The sequence below is a fragment of the Aquirufa sp. TARAVU-A1A genome (assembly GCF_054558675.1).
Map to the genome: position 1 here is coordinate 19,363 of NZ_JBPXKP010000010.1, position 18,520 is coordinate 37,882.

The following is an 18,520-nucleotide window of genomic DNA, read 5'->3' on the forward strand; positions in this document are numbered from 1 at the left end:
CTTTGGCAATCCTCTAAGGTTTGCCAAAGGAAAATGCCTACAATCCTTTCGCCCAGCGATTCATTTTACTTTCCATCACATCCAACGGCATATTGCCATCTTTCAGGATTTCATCGTGGAAATCGGAAAGCTTAAATTTCGGTCCTAATTCCTTGCTCAAGCGTTCACGAATCTCGCGGATTTTCAATGCCCCAATTTTATAAGAAAGCGCCTGCGCTGGAATCGCCATATAACGTTCAATTTCTGCTGTTGCCCCCTGTTCTGAAATAGGCTCATTGTCCATCATGTACTTGATGGCTTCCTCGCGGGTCATGTTTTTCGAGTGCATACCCGCATCCACCACTAAGCGAATCGCCCGGTGAATTTCGTCGCCTAAAGCACCCATGTATTGGTAAGGGTCGGTGTATAGGCCCAACTCTTTTCCAAGGCTTTCTGTGTAGAGGGCCCAACCTTCGGCATAGGCAGAATTCCCCCCAAAACGACGAAATTTCGGCAATTGGCTATTTTCTTGTTGGAGACTCACTTGGTAATGATGCCCAGGAATCGCCTCATGCAAGAATAAACTTTCCATGCCCGATGTGGTATTGAATTTGCTTGCATCCAAAATTGGTACATAGAAAATACCTGGACGTGTGCCATCTTCTGATCCTTGGAAATATTCCGCCGAAGCCGATGCCGCACGGAATGCCTCGGTTTGTCGGATTTCAAATGGTGTTTTGGGAACGCGGCCAAACATCGTCTTCAAAGCCGGTTCCATTTTTTTGTGAATGGTTTCAAATGCTGCTAAGACCTCCGCTGGCGTATGATAAGGCATGAATTTTTTGTCGGATCGCATGTACTCAAAGAATGCTTTTAAGTCTCCTTGGAATCCGACGGCCTGTTTGGTCTTCTCCATTTCCGTCCGAATGCGCTTCACTTCAGCCAAACCTGTTTGGTAAATTTCATCGGCTGGCTTATCGGTCGTCGTTAATACTTTAATCAAATATTGATAATACGCCGCTCCATTGGGAATCGCCGAAATGCCACTCGTGGAACGAGATTTTGGAAGGTATTCCGTTTGTAAGTATTTGGCTAATCGAGCATAGGCGGGGATGATCTCCGACTGGATTATCTGCGTGTATTCTTTGGTAAATTTAGCTTTATCAGCCGCCGTGAAATCCTTCGGAAAATGATTCAACGGGCCATAAAAGGTACTTTGTTTGATGTCTTGGACATGGAATGAGGTCAATTGTGGAATGATTTTTTCCACCAAAGTCTTTGGCAAAACGACATTCGCCGTGACACCTTTTTTGAAATAAACGATGCTTGAATCTAAGCTAGCAGCTCCGATGTGCATCCGTTTTTCCCAATTCTCGTAATCCTTTTTCGTGGCAAAGGGTTGCATTACAGAACCGCTACCTAATTGCGCAAACGTCAAGTGAAAGCCATAAAATTGGTTCAATGGCATTAAATTGTCAGGATAGGTCAAGCCTTCCAAGCCTAATTCGACATCGCGCTTCAACATATCAAAGGTGATTTGATCATTGGCATCCAATTTCTCCCGATCGATCTCGTTTAAACTTGCCTGCGTTTTTTCCAATAAAGCTTTGACTTTGGCTAAGTGTGAATCCGTGAACGTGATGGTTAATTGGTCATTGTAGCGATTGTCGCCATTCGCTGTGGCAGAAACGGGATTGAGTTTCAGTTGTTCCTCGTAGTAATTGTCGACAAGCGTGCTCAATTCTTTTTTGTCATCGCCGGATTTACACGCCACAAAGGCTAATAGGCATAGGAGGTAAGTCAGTTTTTTCATTTTGTTGATTTAGAATTTCGAATATAAAAAGAAAGCGGAACAACACCTGCATTCCTTGCGCATTTGTCCTTTTTCTACAAAAGGTAATTTCGCCAAAAATTCTATATTTGTTGTTTACTTACATATCAACACCTAAGCATTTATTAATTTATGTCAAATAAGGGAGCTGAACGCGAACGACTGAGTCTTCGTAACGATAATAAAGGATGGAAAAAGTGGGGGCCTTACTTGACAGAGCGTCAGTGGGGTACGGTTCGTGAAGATTATTCAGCCAGCGGAAATGCCTGGGAGACGATTTCACATGACATGGCTCGCTCGAAAGCCTATCGCTGGGGTGAAGAGGGAATCGGGGGAATTTCTGATAATAAACAACATGTTTGTTTTGCTTTTGCCTTTTGGAATCACCGCGATCATATCTTAAAAGAACGCTTTTTTGGCCTAACGGGTAATGAATCCAATCACGGGGAAGACGTGAAGGAATTGTATTATTACCAAGATTCTACGCCCACGCACTCGTATCAAAAAATGCTGTATAAGTATCCGCAGCAAACATTTCCCTATCAAAAACTCATCGACGAAAGTAAAAAACGCAGCCGTTTAGAGCCGGAATACGAGTTGATGGACACGGGCATCTTCGATAAAAATGAGTTTTTCGACATCTCCATGGAATATGCCAAAGGGGATGAACAAGATATTTTAATTCAAGTAACGGTGGAAAACCGTTCGAAAGTCGCGGCGCCGATCACGGTTTTGCCAACGATTTGGTACCGGAATACCTGGTGCTGGGGCTACGAAAAGTATAATTATAAACCGATGTTGACGGGTGTAGGTCATTCCTTTATCGAGGTAGATCATCGCGTCGTAGGCCGCTTTAAATTATATGCAGAGGATGCGGATGAGTTCTTGTTTTGTGACAATGAGACCAATTTCGAGCGCTTACACGGTTCGCCGAATCTTTCCCATTTCACGAAAGATGGCATCAACGATTACATCGTTAATAAAAATAAACATGCGGTAAACCCGAATCATATTGGGACCAAAGCATCTGTGCGTTATTCTGCCAAGATTCCGGCGGGAGGGAAGAAGGTGTTTCGTTTGCGTTTGACGACTTTGACATTGCGTGAACCCTTCGCGGATTTTGATGAAATCTATGCAGCCCGATTGAAAGATGCGGACGATTTTTACGCAGATTTACAAAAAGATATTCAGGACGCGAGCATGCGTAATTTGCAGCGTCAGGCCTATGCGGGTATGTTGTGGACCAAACAATGGTATTATTACAATGTATTCGAGTGGATCAAAGGGGATCCTGCCATGCCAAAACCGGATGCTTCTCGGAAGCTCGGTCGGAACAGCACCTGGCGCCATATGTATGCGGCGAATATCCTTTCAATGCCCGATAAATGGGAATATCCATGGTTTGCGGCTTGGGATTTGGCCTTCCATACTTTGCCTTTGGCACGTTTGGATCCGGATTTTGCTAAACGCCAATTAGCCGTAATTCTGCGCGAATATTACATGCACCCGAATGGGCAGATTCCGGCCTATGAATGGTCATTCTCGGATGTGAATCCTCCGGTGCATGCATGGGCGACTTGGAAGGTTTATGAGATCGACAAGGAGATGAATGGGGGTAAAGGGGATGTCGTATTCTTAGAGCGTATTTTCCATAAATTATTGCTGAATTTCACCTGGTGGGTGAATTTGAAAGACGAGGGAGGAAATAACATCTTTGGAGGTGGTTTCTTGGGAATGGATAACATTGGGGTGTTTGACCGTTCGGCACAATTGCCTACGGGTGGACACTTGGAACAAGCGGATGGAACCGGTTGGATGGCGATGTACAGCTTAAATATGTTGCGCATTGCCTGTGAGATCGCCTTGGAAAACCCCGTTTACCAAGACATGGCGTCCAAATTCTTCGAACATTTCTTGCATATCGCCGGTGCGATGCAGTCGATCGGTGGGGATAAGTTAAACTTATGGGATGAAGACGACCAATTCTATTATGACATGTTGCATAAGGAAGATGGGTCTGCTGAATTATTAAAAGTTCGTTCGATGGTGGGCTTGATTCCGCTATTTGCCGTTGAGGTGTTGACCTCGGATATGTTGGAGAAATTACCAGCCTTCAAACGTCGTGTGGAATGGGTATTGAACAACCGACCAGATTTGGCGAGTTTGATTTCGCGCTGGTATGAGCCGGGCAAAGGGGAGAGTCGTTTGCTTTCGATCTTGCGTGGTCACCGGATGAAGATGATTATGAAGCGGATGTTTGATGAGACGGAATTTTTATCGGATTATGGCATTCGTTCCTTATCGAAATATCATAAAGAGCATCCGTATATATTTGCCTTTGAAGGCGGAACGCTGCAGGTGGATTATACGCCGGCGGAGTCGACGGGCAGTATGTTTGGGGGGAACTCCAACTGGCGTGGCCCGATTTGGTTTCCGATGAATTATTTGATTTTGGATTCCTTGAGCAAGTTCTCTGATTATTATGGTTCGGATTATGAGGTGGAATTCCCTACGAATTCCGGCGAAATGATGAATATTAAAGATGCTGCTGAGGGCGTTTCTCGTCGCTTATTGGCCATGTTTGTGCCGAATGAAAAGGGCGTTGTGCCGATGTACGATGGGCATGAGAAATTACATGAAGATTCCCATTTGTTCTTTGAGTACTTTGACGGAGATACCGGAAAGGGCTTGGGGGCGAATCATCAAACGGGATGGACCGGCTTAATTTCTGAAATTATCCTTCAATTACATAAGAAATAATGCAAACACCCGAAGAACGTTTTGCGGCTTTAGGCCTAGTTTTACCTCCTGCACCGAAACCTTTAGGGGTTTATAAACCGGGTTTGCAGGTAGGCGAATTCTATTATGTGTCAGGTCACGGACCCGTCTTGCCAGATTCGTCCTTGATCATCGGTCGGATCGGTGCAGATATGGACATCGAGGCGGGAAAGCTTGCTGCCCAACAAGTGGGTCTAACCATTTTAGCCACTTTAAAGGCACAATTAGGTTCCTTGAATCGGGTAAAACGTGTAATTAAGGTGTTGGGGATGGTGAATGCGACGGATGATTTTTTACGTCATCCCTATGTGATTAATGGCTGTTCAGAATTATTTGCCAAAGTTTGGGGCGAAGAAAACGGCATCGGTGTTCGCTCTGCCGTGGGTATGGGGACATTGCCGGATAATATCCCGGTGGAGATTGAGGCGATGTTTGAGCTAGACGTGTAGAGACGCGATACTCGCGTCAACTCCCCAGGTTATAACCCCAGACTTTAGTCTGGGGAATCGGCGCAAAGCGCCTCAAACTTTGGCAATGCTGTAAGCTTTGCCAAAGAGTCTATAGACGCGAAGTATCGCGTCTAAACTAAGCAGAAATCTCCAACATCGCCTTCAGCGCCTTATACGCCGGCACGCGGATGGATTCTTCCAAATTGATTTCAGGTAATTCGTAGTACAAGGCATTGTACAACTTCTCCAAAGTATTCATTTTCATGTAAGGACATTCGGAACACGCACAGGTGTTTTGTTCATTCGACGGTGCCGGAATCAAATGCTTGTGTGGCACAGCTTGCTTCATTTTGTGCATGATGCCTGCCTCGGTAGCTACAATGAACGTTGAGTTTGAGGAGGTTTCCACGTATTTCAACAAAGCAGTCGTAGAGCCTACGTAATCCGCTTCTTTCAAGATGATTTCCTTGCATTCTGGGTGGGCGATCAACAAAGCGTCTGGGTATTCCTTTTTCAAGGCCGCTAATTTCTCCAACGAAATATCGATGTGCACCATGCAAGCACCTTCCCACAGAATCAATTCCCGACCGGTTTTGTGTGCCACGTAGCGACCTAAATTCGCATCCGGTGCGAAGATGATTTCACGATCCGCTGGAATGGACTCGACGATTTGGACCGCATTGGACGAGGTGCAAATGATGTCGGTCATCGCCTTAATTTCGGCTGAGCAGTTTATATAGGAAACGACAATAGCATCGGGATGGGCTGCTTTTAAGGCTGCGAATTCCGAAGCAGGAACCGAATCCGCTAAAGAACATCCCGCGTTGAAGTCGGGAACCACCACCTTTTTGCTTGGGTTTAGGATTTTAGCTGTTTCACCCATGAAATGCACGCCACAGAAGACGATTAAATCGGCCTCTGTTTTTTCCGCTGCTTGGGACAAACCGAGGGAATCGCCAACATAATCAGCTAATTCTTGGATTTCTCCATCCACATAATAATGAGCTAAAATCACAGCGTTTTTCTCCTTTTTCAGGCGCTGGATTTCGGTAATTAACTCAACACCTTTGGGGGTCGAGCGGGCGATGTACCCAACGGATTTGGCTTCGTCGATTAAATTCATTTCGCTTTGAGGCTAAGGTCTAAACTTTTCACTTGGTGCGTTAAGGCACCTACAGATATGTAATCTACTCCCGTTTCGCCATAGGCGCGGAGTGTTTGTTCATTAATTCCACCGGAGGCTTCGGTTACGAACCGACCGTCAATTTTTCGGATGGCAGCGCGGAGGCGATCGGGGCTGAAATTGTCCAACATGATACGTTGAACGCCGCCGATAGCCAATACCTGGTCTAATTCGTCTTCGTTGCGCACTTCGATTTCAATCGCTAAAGGTTCTGGTAAGGACGCATTGTAGGTAAATGCTTTTTCTAAAGCCGATTTGATTCCACCCGCAAAGTCGACGTGATTGTCTTTGATCAGGATCATGTCGAACAAGCCATAGCGGTGATTTACTGCGCCACCAATCTTGCAGGCCCATTTTTCCGCCAAACGAAAGTTGGGCGTCGTCTTCCGCGTATCCAATAATTTGGTACGCGTACCTTCTAAAATATTAACTAATGAGCGCGTGTATGTCGCGATTCCCGACATCCTTTGCATGCAGTTTAATACCAAACGTTCTGCTTTTAAAATGGATTGGGAGGAACCTGTTACTTCCAAAACGACTTGACCCGGTTCGATCCAAATGCCATCGTGGATGAAGACTTTCACCTGTAGGGCCGCGTCCACTTCCTTGAAAATCGCCAAGGCTAATTCTACCCCTGCGAGAATTCCCCGGTCTTTCACGAGCAATTGCGCCGTACCTGTCGCATCAGCAGGGACGGTGGAAAGGGAGGTGTGATCTCCATCGCCAATGTCCTCCGCGAGGGCAGCTTGGATAAAAGCTTGAACGTAATGTGGTTCTAAATAATTGAACATGGCGATTTTTTCGAAAGGCAAATTTACGAAAATTCCATTCCGAATTGATTTCTAAGAAAATTATCCTATTTTTGCTACTTATCATGCAAAAGAAGGTAAACGTATTTCATTTATTGTTGTTTATGCCCGTGCTGTTTTGGCTCGTGGCTAAACCAATAACGTTCGTTAAGGCCGACCAAGCAAAGGTAAAAACGGAGAAACAACAAAAGACGATTCAAGTTGCGGAACAGCATGTATACCAAACAAGCTCTAGCACCCAACTCGATTTTCCACAGGATTTTGTATTTCCAAGCCTTCAGGTAATCATCGCGAAGGTTTCTTCCTCATCCATTAAATTGCCTTCGGTGGTCCATCGGACGCAATTCATGCGAATTTTATTAACTCAATTTATTGCCACGCTGGCGCCGTGAGTATGAGTCCGAAGGGAGGTAGTCCGAAGTCCGGAGGAAAATAGTCCGGATTTATGCGCTACCTTTCACTACTCACCATTCATTTACAATTTTTATTTACAATTTAATTTAAAGTTATGCGTTACAAAAGTGCCGTTATTTGGCTGTCTACGATTATTTCAGCCTTATGTATTTTCTTCCTATCGTTTACATGGAAGTCAAACCAATTAAAAGAACAAGCCATTCAATATGCGACTACAGCCGATGGCAAAGTAGATGCAGCGAAGCGTTTGCATTTCATTGATTCCCTTTGGAAACAACCGGTTTACATCGGATATACCTTACAAGAAGTTACGCAATATGCTTTGCAAAAAGGTCTTGACTTAGAAGGTGGTTTACACGCGGTATTAGAGGTTTCTCCGGTAGAAATCTTGCGTGCTCTTTCTGGACAATCAAACGACCCGAATTTCGAGAAGGCTTTAGCAGAGGCAAGTGCTGCACAAGCGACTTCGACGTCATCGTTTAATGAGTTGTTCTACGAGGCATTTGCGCGTATTGCTCCGAAGCAATCGTTGGCTTCTGTATTCTCAAACTCGGTTAACCGTGGAAAAATCTCTTCTACTTCATCAGATGCGCAAGTGAAGCGTGTGATTGATGCGGAGATCGACGGAGCGGTAGATCGTGTATACAAAATTATCCAAGCGCGTATTGACAAATTTGGTGTTGCGAACCCAAACATCCAACGTTTACCAGGTTCAAACCGTATTCAAGTAGAATTGCCAGGGGTAGAGAACCCAGAGCGTGCACGTAAATTATTATCCGGTGCAGCGAAATTAGAATTTGTTGAGTGTTATGAATTGAACGAATATGGTTCAGGTTTAAATGCGTTAGGCGCGATTTTAGAGCGTGAGGCGAAAGCTCCAGCCGTTGCGGCTTCAGCAGCAGCTCCGGCGGCGAAAGATACAGCAACGAATGCGTTGGCATCTCAATTAGCAGCTCCTGCGAAGGATTCAGCAGGAAAAGCAAAGGCAGATACATCAGGTTCTGCTTTGACGAAATTGTTTATCCAAATGGGTAACGGTATCGGTGTTTATGTAAAAGATACAGCGCGTGTAAACGCATTATTCCGTCGTGCAGATGTGAAAGGTTTCTTCCCAGCGAATTTGAAATTTGCTTGGGCAGCGAAAGGTGTTCCTGCAACGAATGGCGATGAGATTTTAGCATTGGAAGCTTTGAAACAAGCGGAAGGCCAAAAGGCTCCTTTGGAAGGTGATGTGATTACAGATGCTGCACAAGATTTTGACCAAACAGGTCGTGCTGAAGTAACGATGTCCATGAACGGAACAGGTGCTCGTATCTGGAAAAACTTGACAGGCGCGAACATCGGTCGTCGTATTGCGATTGTATTAGATGGTTACGTGTATTCTGCTCCAGTAATTAACGGAGAAATTCCAGGCGGTCGTTCTTCGATCTCAGGAAGTTTCACGGTAGAGGAAGCAAAAGATTTAGCGAACGTATTGAAAGCAGGTAAATTGCCAGCTCCAACACGTATCGTGGAAGATGCATTCGTAGGTCCATCTTTGGGTGCGGAGGCGATCAACCAAGGATACATGTCGATGTTATTAGGTTTGTTATTGGTTATCGTATTCATGGTCGGTTACTATGGCGCTCCAGGTTGGATGGCGAATTTGGCTTTGTTCTTCAACGTATTCTTCATCGCGGGTGTATTGGTTCAAATCCAAGCCGCTTTGACCTTGCCAGGTATCGCAGGTATCGTGTTGACATTGGGTATGGCGGTGGATGCCAACGTATTGATCAACGAACGTATTCGTGAGGAGTTACACAAAGGAAAAGGTTTATTAGAAGCAATCAATGTAGGTTACGAGAAAGCATTAAGCGCGATTTTGGATGGTAATATCACGACGGTATTGATCGGTGTGATTTTGATCATCTTCGGTTCAGGTTCTGTGAAAGGATTTGGGGTAACGCTTTGTATCGGTTTGGTTACATCAGTATTTACTGCGGTTTATATTTCACACTTGTTGGTAGATTGGATGGCAAAACGTGCGATCAAAGCTGGTAAAGAGAAAGAAATGACGTTTGAGACATTTATCTCACGTGATTTGTTCAAAGGCATGAACTTTGATTTCATCGGAAAACGTAAGTATTCATACTGGTTCTCTTGGTTGTTAATCGCTGCAGGTGCGATCGTTGTGATTATGCAAGGTGGTTTCAACTTAGGTGTGGACTTCAAAGGTGGACGTTCGTATGTGGTTGAGTTTAACCAAGCAGTTCCTACGGATAAAGTAAAAGAAGCTTTGGCGGATGATTTCGGTGGAAAAGGCGTAGAGGTGAAGACTTTCAACGGTCCTACGAAATTGAAGGTGACTACCTCTTACTTAGTAGAAGATGAGTCGATTGTTGCGAACAACAAAGTACGTTCGGCATTGGAAACAGGTTTGAAGGATTTTGCCTCAGCTTCTCCAAAAGTATTGTCGGAGTCGAAAGTAGGCGCAACAGTTGCGGATGATATTTTGATGCAATCTTTTGTATCGATTTTCTATGCATTGATTGCGATCTTTATTTACATCTTGATTCGTTTCCGTAAGTGGCAATATTCATTAGGCGGTATTGTTGCCTTGTTACACGATACGTTAGTGGTATTGGGTATGGTAGGTATCGTTCGTTTGTTCGGTTTCGAATTGGAAATTGACCAAGTATTCATCGCGGCGGTCTTGACGGTTATTGGTTATTCAATTAACGATACCGTGGTCGTATTTGACCGTATCCGTGAGGAAATCGGTGTGAATCCAGATTTGGGTAATAAGGCCTTGATGATCAAAACGATCAATGAGTCAATTAACCATACGATGTCACGTACGGTGATGACAGCAACAACGGTATTCTTGGTAGTAACGGTGTTATTGATTTTCGGAGGTGATGTATTACGTGGATTCTCATTCGCGATGTTCGTCGGGGTTGTATTTGGTGCATATTCTTCTATTTTTGTAGCGGCGCCAATCGTAATCGACTTAGGAACATCTTCGAAACCAAAGAAATAAGTTCTCATGCCGGTTGCTCGAAAGGGTGACCGGCATTTATATATTCCAACAAATTAATCAACTATGAACAACAGTATCTGGAGAAAGAAACCCATGCACATGTTTGAGCAAGACATGCAAAAAAGCGAGCTCAAGCGCGTATTGGGAAAATGGAGCCTAACGGCGATTGGTATCGGTGCGATTATTGGTGGGGGTGTTTTTGTATTAACAGGAACAGCCGCGCATTTTCACGCAGGACCTGCCTTAGCGATTTCATTCATTATTGCAGGTATCGGCTGTATTTTTGCCGCGCTTTGCTATGCCGAATTTGCGGCGATGTTACCGGTAGAGGGTAGTGCCTATGCCTATGCTTACGGAACCGTAGGTGAATTGTTTGCCTGGATTATCGGTTGGGGACTTATCCTCGAGTACGCCATGGGTGCGATGACCGTTGCAGTATCGTGGTCGGGCTATTTTAATAAACTCTTGCACCTCTTTGGGCTACATTTGCCGGAAAACTTAACCAATGACCCGGTGTCATTTGGCGGTGCTGCGGTGAATTTACCGGCCTTGGTGATTGTTTGGTTTGTGACTTGGATCTTGGTTAAAGGGATCAAAGAAGCGGCGAGTGCGAACAATTTAATCGTGGTCTTGAAAGTAGCGGTGATCTTGTTTGTGATCATCATGGGTGCGTTTTACATTAATGTGGCTAACTGGACTCCATTTATTCCGGAGGAAACGTTGGTACAACATGAGAATGGTGAGATGTTGCCAGCGTATGGTTGGGGTGGTATCATATCAGGTGCGTCGGCGATTTTCTTTGCATACATTGGATTTGATGCGGTTTCAACCCAAGCGGGTGAGGCGATCAATCCGAAGAAAGATATGCCATTCGCGATCATTGCATCGTTGTTGATCTGTACGATTCTATACATCGCAGTTTCTTTGGTGTTAACCGGTATGATTAACTACAAAGACATCACGGGTCCGGCGTTGAAAGCACCGGTTGCGTATGCATTTGAGGCTTCAGGTCAGCCCTGGGCGGTATTTTTGATTACGGCAGCGGCGACAGCAGGTTTGCTTTCGGTGATGTTGGTGATGATGTTAGGCCAAACGCGTGTCTTCTTAGGCATGGCGAAGGATGGATTATTGCCCAAGTTCTTTGCGGAGGTTCACCCGACGTTCAAGACACCTTGGAAATCGACGATATTAGTAGGTGCTGTGGTTTCGATCGTAGCTGGTTTTACCCCAATTTCATTATTGGGTGATATGACAAGCTTTGGTACTTTATTTGCCTTTACGATGGTTTGTTTAGCGGTATGGATTTTACGTTTCCGCGATCCAAACCGTGATCGTCCATTCAAGGTTTCAGGTTTGAACATTGTGGCTCCTTTGGGAATCTTGGTGAATACCTTTTTGATTTTGAATTTAGGTCGGACAGCCCAACTATTCGCGTTAGCATGGTTGGTGTTTGGTTTGGTGGTCTACTTCTTGTACGGCCGACCGAAGTCGCACTTGAATACGAGAGAGTAATGGAAAAGCCCCTGAGTTAGGGGCTTTTTTTATGGGCTTTTTCTCTTTGGCAAAGCTTCGCGCTTTGCCAAAGGTTGAGGCGCTTTTCGCGCCGATTATTGTAGAGACGCGATACCTCGCGTCTATTGTTTTATAAGACGCGAAGTATCGCGTCTCTACATTTTGGTTTCAGACGCGAAGTATCGCGTCTCTACATTTTGGTTTCAGACGCGAAGTATCGCGTCTCTACAGTTTGGGTTTCAGACGCGAAGTATCGCGTCTCTACAGTTTGGGTTTCAGACGCGAGGTATCGCGTCTCTACATTTTGGTTTCAGACGCGAAGTATCGCGTCTCTACATTTTGGTTTCAGACGCGAAGTATCGCGTCTCTACATCGTTTGCCAAAGAGTTATTTTTGGCGTATTTTTGCAGCTTGATTTATCATTATGCAAAAGCTTGACGCGGAAATTGCCAAACGACGGACCTTTGGTATCATCTCTCACCCCGATGCGGGAAAAACAACCCTGACAGAAAAATTGCTACTCTTTGGAGGGGCTATTCAAACGGCAGGTGCTGTAAAATCGAATAAAATTAAGAAGGGGGCGACCTCCGACTTCATGGAAATCGAGCGCCAAAGAGGGATCTCGGTGGCGACGTCCGTGATGACTTTTGAGTACAATGATGTGAAAATTAACATCTTGGATACGCCGGGTCACAAGGACTTTGCGGAGGATACCTATCGGACTTTGACGGCCGTGGATTCCGTGATTTTGGTGATTGACTGCGTGAAGGGTGTCGAGGAACAAACAGAACGATTGATGGAAGTTTGTCGCATGCGCAAGACGCCCGTGATTATTTTCATCAATAAAATGGACCGTGAGGGCCAAAACCCGTTTGATCTACTGGACGAATTAGAACAGAAATTAGGCATCTCGGTACGTCCGTTGACGTGGCCAATTAATATGGGCCAAAACTTCAAAGGCGTTTACCATTTGTTGGATCGTTCCCTGAACTTGTTCTCAGCGAATAAAACAAAGATTGAAAAGAATGTCGTGTCGGTTGATATCGCAACCCCGGAATTGGATGCGCGTGTGGGTGAGCGTGATGCGAACCAGTTACGTGAAGATGTTGATTTGATCGAGGGCGTTTACGAAACCTTTGACAGAGAAGAATATTTACGAGGTGATTTGGCGCCGGTGTTTTTTGGCTCGGCGGTCAATAACTTTGGTATCCAAGAATTGTTGGATACGTTTACCAAAATCGCTCCTCCCACCCAAGCACGTGGTACGGATGTGCGTGTGGTGGAACCCAATGAGAAGAAATTTACAGGATTCGTATTTAAGATTCACGCGAATTTGGATCCGAAGCACCGTGACCGGATTGCGTTCTTGCGCATTTGTTCGGGCGTGTTTCATCGCAATACCTTTTACCAACATATTCGTTTGAAGAAGAACGTTCGCTTCGCGAATCCTTATAATTTCATGGCGCAGGATAAAGAGGTCGTGGAGGAAGGATTCCCGGGGGATGTAATCGGTTTGTACGATACGGGTACGTTTAAAATTGGCGATACGCTGACCGAAGGGGAGGTGATGAACTACCAAGGAATCCCGAGCTTCTCGCCGGAGATTTTCAAGGAATTGATCAATTTGGATCCAATGAAATCCAAGCAATTGGAGAAGGGGATCGATCAGCTCACCGACGAGGGTGTTGCCCAGTTATTTACGCAACCCCAATTGGGTAATCGGAAGATTGTGGGAACGGTTGGAGACCTGCAGTATGAGGTTATTCAATACCGTTTGGAGCATGAATATGGCGCGAAATGTCGCTTTGATGGCATGTCGGTGACAAAAGCTTGTTGGATCACCTCCGAAGACCCGAAAAAACTACAAGAATTCGTTCGTTTGAAGGGCCAAAACATCGCGCAAGACAAGGATGGCAATTACGTGTTCTTAGCGGAATCCGACTGGATTCTTCGCATGAACCAAACGAATAATCCCGAGATTGAATTCCACTTTACGAGTGAGTTTAAGTTGGCGTAATTTACGTTGGCGATTTTTGTAGAGACGCGATACCTCGCGTCTAGTCCCCAGGTTCAAACCTGGGGTTATAAAGAAAAAAGACGCGAGGTATCGCGTCTCTACATGGTCCTGTCTATTTAGACGCGAAGTATCGCGTCTCTACATTATTTTAGTTTCTTCATTTTCTCATGAAACTCTTTGCTTCCTTCCTGAATATATTGGAGGATTTGTTCATTTGAAAGCCCTTCTAATTCTTTGCTAATTCGAGTTTTAATTCTTCGAAATGATTTTACACAATGATAGCCTTTTATAGTACCCTCGGTAGTTTTCATATGATTTCTCTTGGAGATTTAATAGTTATTTCAGGCAAACCATGCAGTGAATTTACTTGATTGTATCCGATAATTCTATTCGAATTTACGATATGTTTAAAGTTCCAACTTACAAGTGCATTTGCATGATATATTGTAGCTGTAGCAATGTGTATGCAGTCGTCTCTACTTGTCTTTCCTACCACTTTTTGATTTATGTATTCTTCCGCTAGAATTGCGATCTCTTGGTTTACGAGTAAACTCTCCTTGGATTGTGTAGGTAAATTGTCGAAAAGTTCTCTAACTCTGCTAGGAGCCGAATTTAATTCTTTCGCAATTAAATCTGAAAATAAACAAATAATTTTCCCTTCATTGACTTGGTTAAAAAGGGCACGTGTTTCCGCTGAAAATTCATCATCAAAATAACCACCAAAAATAGATGTGTCGAAATAATAGCGTGCAGGTATATCAGTTAGATTCATGCACGCAATTACTAGCTATTAGAAATGTAATAGAAGTAGAAAACTGATAATGAAAATCAGGTTCTTGGTTAATTAAAAAGCTCTATTCTGAACATAAAAAAAGACGCGAAGTATCGCGTCTCTACAAAGTTTTCCAAAGCCAAATCTCCTACCTCTTACCTCTTACCTCTAACCTCTAACTTCTAACCTCTAAACTAACCCCAGATCCTTCTGAATCACCCCAACCTTCTCCTGCAAAGCAGCAAAGGTCTTATCGAAATCAGCTGCGGATGCCAAAGGAGCATTCACCGATACATAGAACTTAATCTTCGGTTCTGTGCCGGATGGACGCGCGGAGACTTTGGAGCCATCTGCAAGGATGAGTTGGATTACATTGGAGGCTTCGATGCCACGGCCAACGGTGATAGGCGTTTGTTTGCCCGTCAAAAGGTCCGTCGAAACGAGGCCTTCGTAGTCCAATACGGTTACCGGTTTAGAACCCGCCACGGATGCAGGAACATTTGAACGCAAATTGATCATCATTTGCTTGATTTCCTCAGCACCAGCTTTGCCCTTTTTGGTTAGGGAAATTAAGCCTTCGTAATAGAAATTATTCTCAATGTACATTTCGGCTAAGAAGTCGAACAGGGATTTGCCCTGATCTTTCGCGTAAGCCGTTAATTCTGCGATCATGGCACAGGAGGCCACCGCGTCTTTGTCGCGGACTGCATCGCCAATTAAATAGCCGTAGGACTCTTCGCCACCTCCGATGAACTTTTCTTTGCCCTCCAACTCGCGGATGACCTGCGCGATGTATTTAAATCCGGTCAAGGTATTGTAACATGGCACGCCTTTGGAAGTACACATTTTATCGATCAAATCCGTGGTCACAATCGTTTTGGCCACAAATTCATTGCCTTTTAAATCTGTTACTTTCAATAGGTAGTACAGAATCAAACTGGCCATTTGGTTACCGTTCAACAGTACCCATTCGCCGTGCTGATTTTTCACGGCTGCACCCACGCGATCCGCGTCAGGGTCCGTGGCAATCACTAAATCCGCATCGATCGCTTTGGCTTTGTTTAAGGCCAAAGTCATCGCTTCTTTTTCCTCCGGATTAGGATATACGACAGTAGGGAAATTTCCGTTGGGAATCGCTTGCTCTTCCACAACCGTAACGGCCTCAAATCCTAATAGGTCTAATGCTTTGGGTACTAAGGTTATTCCCGTTCCGTGGATAGGAGAGAAGACGATTTTAATGTCTTTTTGACGTTGGATGACGTCTGGCTTCCGACAATTCGCTTGGATGGTTGTCAAATATGCCGCATCGATGGATTCGTCCAATAAATGTAAAAGGGAATCATTGCCCTCAAATTTGATGTCGGCAACCGATGAAATGGCATTTACCTCCGCAACGATGTTCTTGTCATGCGGCGCTACGACCTGAGAGCCATCGGCCCAATAAGCCTTGTAGCCATTGTATTCTTTTGGGTTGTGGGATGCGGTGATCACCAAACCGGCTTGGCAGCCCAACTCGCGTACGGTGAACGATAGCTGCGGGGTAGGGCGCAAGGCAGGGAAGAGATAGACCTCAATGCCATTTGCGGTGAAGATATTCGCTGCGATGCGCGTGAATTCCGGAGAATTATTGCGGGAATCGTGCGCGATCGCCACTTTGATTTTTTGGTTAGGTAGACATTTGTTCAGGTAATTCGCAAAACCTTGTGTCGCAGCACCCACGGTGTATTGATTCATGCGGTTGCAACCCACGCCCATCTCGCCGCGCATGCCGCCCGTCCCAAATTCCAGGGATTTGTAGAAGGAATCCGTCAAAGCGGTCTGTTCGCCGGCAGCGATCATCGCTTGAATTTGTGTTTTGGTTTCGGCGTCATAGGGGCCGTTTAACCATTGGTCGATGTTTGCTTGGGTCGTTGCGTCAAATGTCATATTCTAATCGCTTAAATTTCTCCAGTAAATACGTGTTTGGCAGGGCCAATTAAAAATATTTGGGTAAATCCGTCTGTGCTGTTTCCTTCGAATTGCACGGCTAATTCACCACCTAAAGTCTTGATTTGAATGGGGCTAGGCATACCTTTGGTGGTATTGGATACCAAAGCCGCTGCCGTCACGCCCGTTCCGCAGGAATAGGTCTCGTCTTCCACGCCGCGCTCGTAGGTCCGAACGAAGAGGGTTTGGGGATCTAATTTCTCCACGAAATTCACGTTGGTGCCATGTTGGCCTTGATAAGCCTCCGAATAACGGATCGCTGCGCCGATGTTCTTCACGTCGGTGAATTGCACCTGTTGGACGTAACGCACCACATGCGGTGAGCCGGTATTGGTAAAATAATCGTCATCGTGCTGTGCGATATTCGCCACATCTTGCATCTGCAAGGAGATTGTTGAGGGTGTGATATAGGCCAAATGCGGGCCATCCACCGCGATAAAGTGTGCTTTTTCTTGTACGATGCCTAAATCTGCGGCAAAGCGTACCAAACAACGGCCGCCATTTCCACACATCGTTCCCTCGGTGCCGTCGGAATTAAAATAAACCATGCGGAAATCGTAACCTTCAGCCATTTGGAGCAACATCAAGCCATCCGCACCGATTCCAAATCGGCGGTGGCACAATTGCGCAATCGCTTGGGTATCGAGGTTAAAAGCTTGATTTCGGTCGTCGATGATGACAAAATCGTTTCCGGTTCCTTGGTATTTGTAAAATTGCATGACCCAATTTAAGAAAAATGTGGAAAGTATCGTGCTCGAATGACGTTAAGATGATGTTTTTCGTGTCCGGCGATCATCCAACACAGCGCTCGGACGGAAATCGAATTACCGTTGGCCTGCCCTAATTGATTCGCCTGCGTTTCTGTCAAGGAGCTCATAAACAAGACATTGGCCTTGCGAACCGCTTCGTATTGTTCGATGACTTGTGCCAAAGTCTGGTTTTCATAGCCAGCTTGTAGCATGTAGGCATTCTCGTCGAAACCGGGTAGGGATTGCGTCTCTCCCCGACTGATCGCTAAGGCGCGGTAGGAAAAGATGCGTTCGGTATCGATCATGTGTCCCAAGGTTTGTTTGAGGCTCCATTTGCCAGTTGCGTAGGCGTAATTGCCGTCTTGCTCTGTTAGGCCCTGATAGATATGCAGGATTTCAGCCGTTTGGGCTTCATATACCTCAAAGAGATTTGCATCTGCGGGGAAATCCAAGTATTCGGCGAAATAGGGTGCGTTCGGGTATTCGTAGTTGGCAGGGAAATGCATGGTGTCGATGGGTTTATTCGTTTACCTAGGGTAATCATTCAAGCTTTATCAAAGGTACAGGGGAAAAAGGAAAATGGGAAGCATAGAACTGATAAAGCGAATCAAGAAATTGATTTTTTATTGAAGGTATGCTGATTCGCCAAAGCCGTGATTTTCAGTTGGATAAGCGTGCGCATCCCCACGGCCCCTAATTTTTTCATATTTTTTTTCACGCATCTATTGCATCCAAGCAGAATTTCCCTAATTTTGTGCCACCAATTACAAGACGGTCCGGTAGTTCAGTTGGTTAGAATACATGCCTGTCACGCATGGGGTCGCGGGTTCGAGTCCCGTCCGGACCGCCAACTAAGAGAAAAGCCTCAGAGAAATCTGAGGCTTTTTTTGTACTTATGTCCCGTCCTAAAATAAGTTGACATAAAATCGACTTATGGAAAAGAATACATCAGAGGATCAAGTCAGACCTCAAAAGCGCAATCAGCGTGATTACAATTTAGGCTTTAAATTATCGGTAGTCGC

The 18,520-nt window shown here is 45.1% G+C and carries 13 protein-coding genes and 1 tRNA gene; 7 read left to right on the forward strand and 7 right to left on the reverse strand.

Going from position 1 to position 18,520, the window contains the following annotated elements; genetic code table 11:
* Positions 1-37: 37 nt before the first annotated feature.
* Positions 38-1,792, reverse strand: a complete 1,755-nt coding sequence (locus V7S75_RS11895; RefSeq protein ID WP_459514179.1) for a DUF885 domain-containing protein — start codon at positions 1,790-1,792, stop codon at positions 38-40.
* 150 nt (positions 1,793-1,942) lie between these two features.
* On the opposite strand from V7S75_RS11895, the gene V7S75_RS11900 reads away from it, so the two are divergent.
* Positions 1,943-4,570, forward strand: coding sequence for an MGH1-like glycoside hydrolase domain-containing protein (locus V7S75_RS11900; protein WP_459514181.1), 2,628 nt, complete (start codon positions 1,943-1,945; stop codon positions 4,568-4,570).
* Positions 4,570-5,037 (forward strand): RidA family protein, encoded by a 468-nt coding sequence (locus tag V7S75_RS11905; protein ID WP_459514183.1) that lies wholly within the window; start codon positions 4,570-4,572, stop codon positions 5,035-5,037. Before V7S75_RS11900 ends, V7S75_RS11905 begins: the two co-directional genes overlap by 1 nt.
* Positions 5,038-5,173: 136 nt before the next feature.
* Here the strand turns inward: V7S75_RS11905 and nadA are convergent, their stop codons facing one another.
* Both nadA and nadC read right to left on the reverse strand, forming a co-directional pair.
* On the reverse strand, positions 5,174-6,160 hold the full coding sequence (gene nadA / locus V7S75_RS11910; RefSeq protein ID WP_459514184.1) for a quinolinate synthase NadA: 987 nt from the start codon (positions 6,158-6,160) through the stop codon (positions 5,174-5,176).
* Positions 6,157-7,011: a carboxylating nicotinate-nucleotide diphosphorylase gene (nadC, locus tag V7S75_RS11915; RefSeq protein ID WP_459514185.1), complete on the reverse strand. Its 855-nt coding sequence runs from the start codon at positions 7,009-7,011 to the stop codon at positions 6,157-6,159. Before nadC ends, nadA begins: the two co-directional genes overlap by 4 nt.
* Before the next feature lie 83 nt (positions 7,012-7,094).
* On the opposite strand from nadC, the gene V7S75_RS11920 reads away from it, so the two are divergent.
* The 4 genes from V7S75_RS11920 to V7S75_RS11935 all read left to right on the forward strand — a co-directional run bounded on the left by V7S75_RS11920 (position 7,095) and on the right by V7S75_RS11935 (position 13,991).
* A complete protein-coding gene (locus tag V7S75_RS11920; RefSeq protein ID WP_459514187.1) occupies positions 7,095-7,421 on the forward strand; it encodes a hypothetical protein in 327 nt (108 codons plus the stop codon).
* Positions 7,422-7,537: 116 nt separating this feature from the next.
* Positions 7,538-10,462: a protein translocase subunit SecDF gene (gene secDF, locus V7S75_RS11925; RefSeq protein ID WP_459514189.1), complete on the forward strand. Its 2,925-nt coding sequence runs from the start codon at positions 7,538-7,540 to the stop codon at positions 10,460-10,462.
* Positions 10,463-10,525: 63 nt separating this feature from the next.
* Positions 10,526-11,974 (forward strand): APC family permease, encoded by a 1,449-nt coding sequence (locus V7S75_RS11930; RefSeq protein WP_459514190.1) that lies wholly within the window; start codon positions 10,526-10,528, stop codon positions 11,972-11,974.
* A 424-nt stretch (positions 11,975-12,398) separates the two neighbouring features.
* A complete protein-coding gene (locus V7S75_RS11935) occupies positions 12,399-13,991 on the forward strand; it encodes a peptide chain release factor 3 (RefSeq protein ID WP_459514192.1) in 1,593 nt (530 codons plus the stop codon).
* Between the two features lie 307 nt (positions 13,992-14,298).
* Here the strand turns inward: V7S75_RS11935 and V7S75_RS11940 are convergent, their stop codons facing one another.
* From V7S75_RS11940 to V7S75_RS11955, 4 genes are all read right to left on the reverse strand, one after another.
* Positions 14,299-14,763 carry a PIN domain-containing protein gene (locus V7S75_RS11940; RefSeq protein ID WP_459514194.1) on the reverse strand — a complete coding sequence of 155 codons (465 nt, stop codon included), beginning with the start codon at positions 14,761-14,763 and terminating at the stop codon, positions 14,299-14,301.
* A 189-nt stretch (positions 14,764-14,952) separates the two neighbouring features.
* Positions 14,953-16,689 carry a phospho-sugar mutase gene (locus V7S75_RS11945; RefSeq protein ID WP_459514196.1) on the reverse strand — a complete coding sequence of 579 codons (1,737 nt, stop codon included), beginning with the start codon at positions 16,687-16,689 and terminating at the stop codon, positions 14,953-14,955.
* An 11-nt stretch (positions 16,690-16,700) separates the two neighbouring features.
* Complete coding sequence (gene dapF, locus V7S75_RS11950) at positions 16,701-17,468, reverse strand: diaminopimelate epimerase (RefSeq protein WP_459514198.1); 768 nt, start codon at positions 17,466-17,468, stop codon at positions 16,701-16,703.
* Positions 17,469-17,476: 8 nt separating this feature from the next.
* Positions 17,477-18,004, reverse strand: a complete 528-nt coding sequence (locus V7S75_RS11955) for a DinB family protein (protein WP_459514200.1) — start codon at positions 18,002-18,004, stop codon at positions 17,477-17,479.
* 267 nt (positions 18,005-18,271) lie between these two features.
* Between V7S75_RS11955 and V7S75_RS11960 the strand changes: the two genes are divergently transcribed.
* A tRNA-Asp gene (locus tag V7S75_RS11960) sits at positions 18,272-18,348 on the forward strand.
* Positions 18,349-18,520 lie beyond the last annotated feature (172 nt).

What these genes read in the sequence shown, in the direction of transcription:
- V7S75_RS11955 (WP_459514200.1), bottom strand. Translation starts at nt 18,004, where the DNA reads ATGCATTTCCCTGCCAACTACGAATACCCGAACGCACCCTATTTCGCC.
- V7S75_RS11945 (WP_459514196.1), bottom strand. Translation starts at nt 16,689, where the DNA reads ATGACATTTGACGCAACGACCCAAGCAAACATCGACCAATGGTTAAAC.
- V7S75_RS11920 (WP_459514187.1), top strand. Translation starts at nt 7,095, where the DNA reads ATGCAAAAGAAGGTAAACGTATTTCATTTATTGTTGTTTATGCCCGTG.
- secDF (WP_459514189.1), top strand. Translation starts at nt 7,538, where the DNA reads ATGCGTTACAAAAGTGCCGTTATTTGGCTGTCTACGATTATTTCAGCC.
- V7S75_RS11940 (WP_459514194.1), bottom strand. Translation starts at nt 14,763, where the DNA reads ATGAATCTAACTGATATACCTGCACGCTATTATTTCGACACATCTATT.
- V7S75_RS11895 (WP_459514179.1), bottom strand. Translation starts at nt 1,792, where the DNA reads ATGAAAAAACTGACTTACCTCCTATGCCTATTAGCCTTTGTGGCGTGT.
- nadC (WP_459514185.1), bottom strand. Translation starts at nt 7,011, where the DNA reads ATGTTCAATTATTTAGAACCACATTACGTTCAAGCTTTTATCCAAGCT.
- V7S75_RS11930 (WP_459514190.1), top strand. Translation starts at nt 10,526, where the DNA reads ATGAACAACAGTATCTGGAGAAAGAAACCCATGCACATGTTTGAGCAA.
- nadA (WP_459514184.1), bottom strand. Translation starts at nt 6,160, where the DNA reads ATGAATTTAATCGACGAAGCCAAATCCGTTGGGTACATCGCCCGCTCG.
- V7S75_RS11905 (WP_459514183.1), top strand. Translation starts at nt 4,570, where the DNA reads ATGCAAACACCCGAAGAACGTTTTGCGGCTTTAGGCCTAGTTTTACCT.
- V7S75_RS11900 (WP_459514181.1), top strand. Translation starts at nt 1,943, where the DNA reads ATGTCAAATAAGGGAGCTGAACGCGAACGACTGAGTCTTCGTAACGAT.
- dapF (WP_459514198.1), bottom strand. Translation starts at nt 17,468, where the DNA reads ATGCAATTTTACAAATACCAAGGAACCGGAAACGATTTTGTCATCATC.
- V7S75_RS11935 (WP_459514192.1), top strand. Translation starts at nt 12,399, where the DNA reads ATGCAAAAGCTTGACGCGGAAATTGCCAAACGACGGACCTTTGGTATC.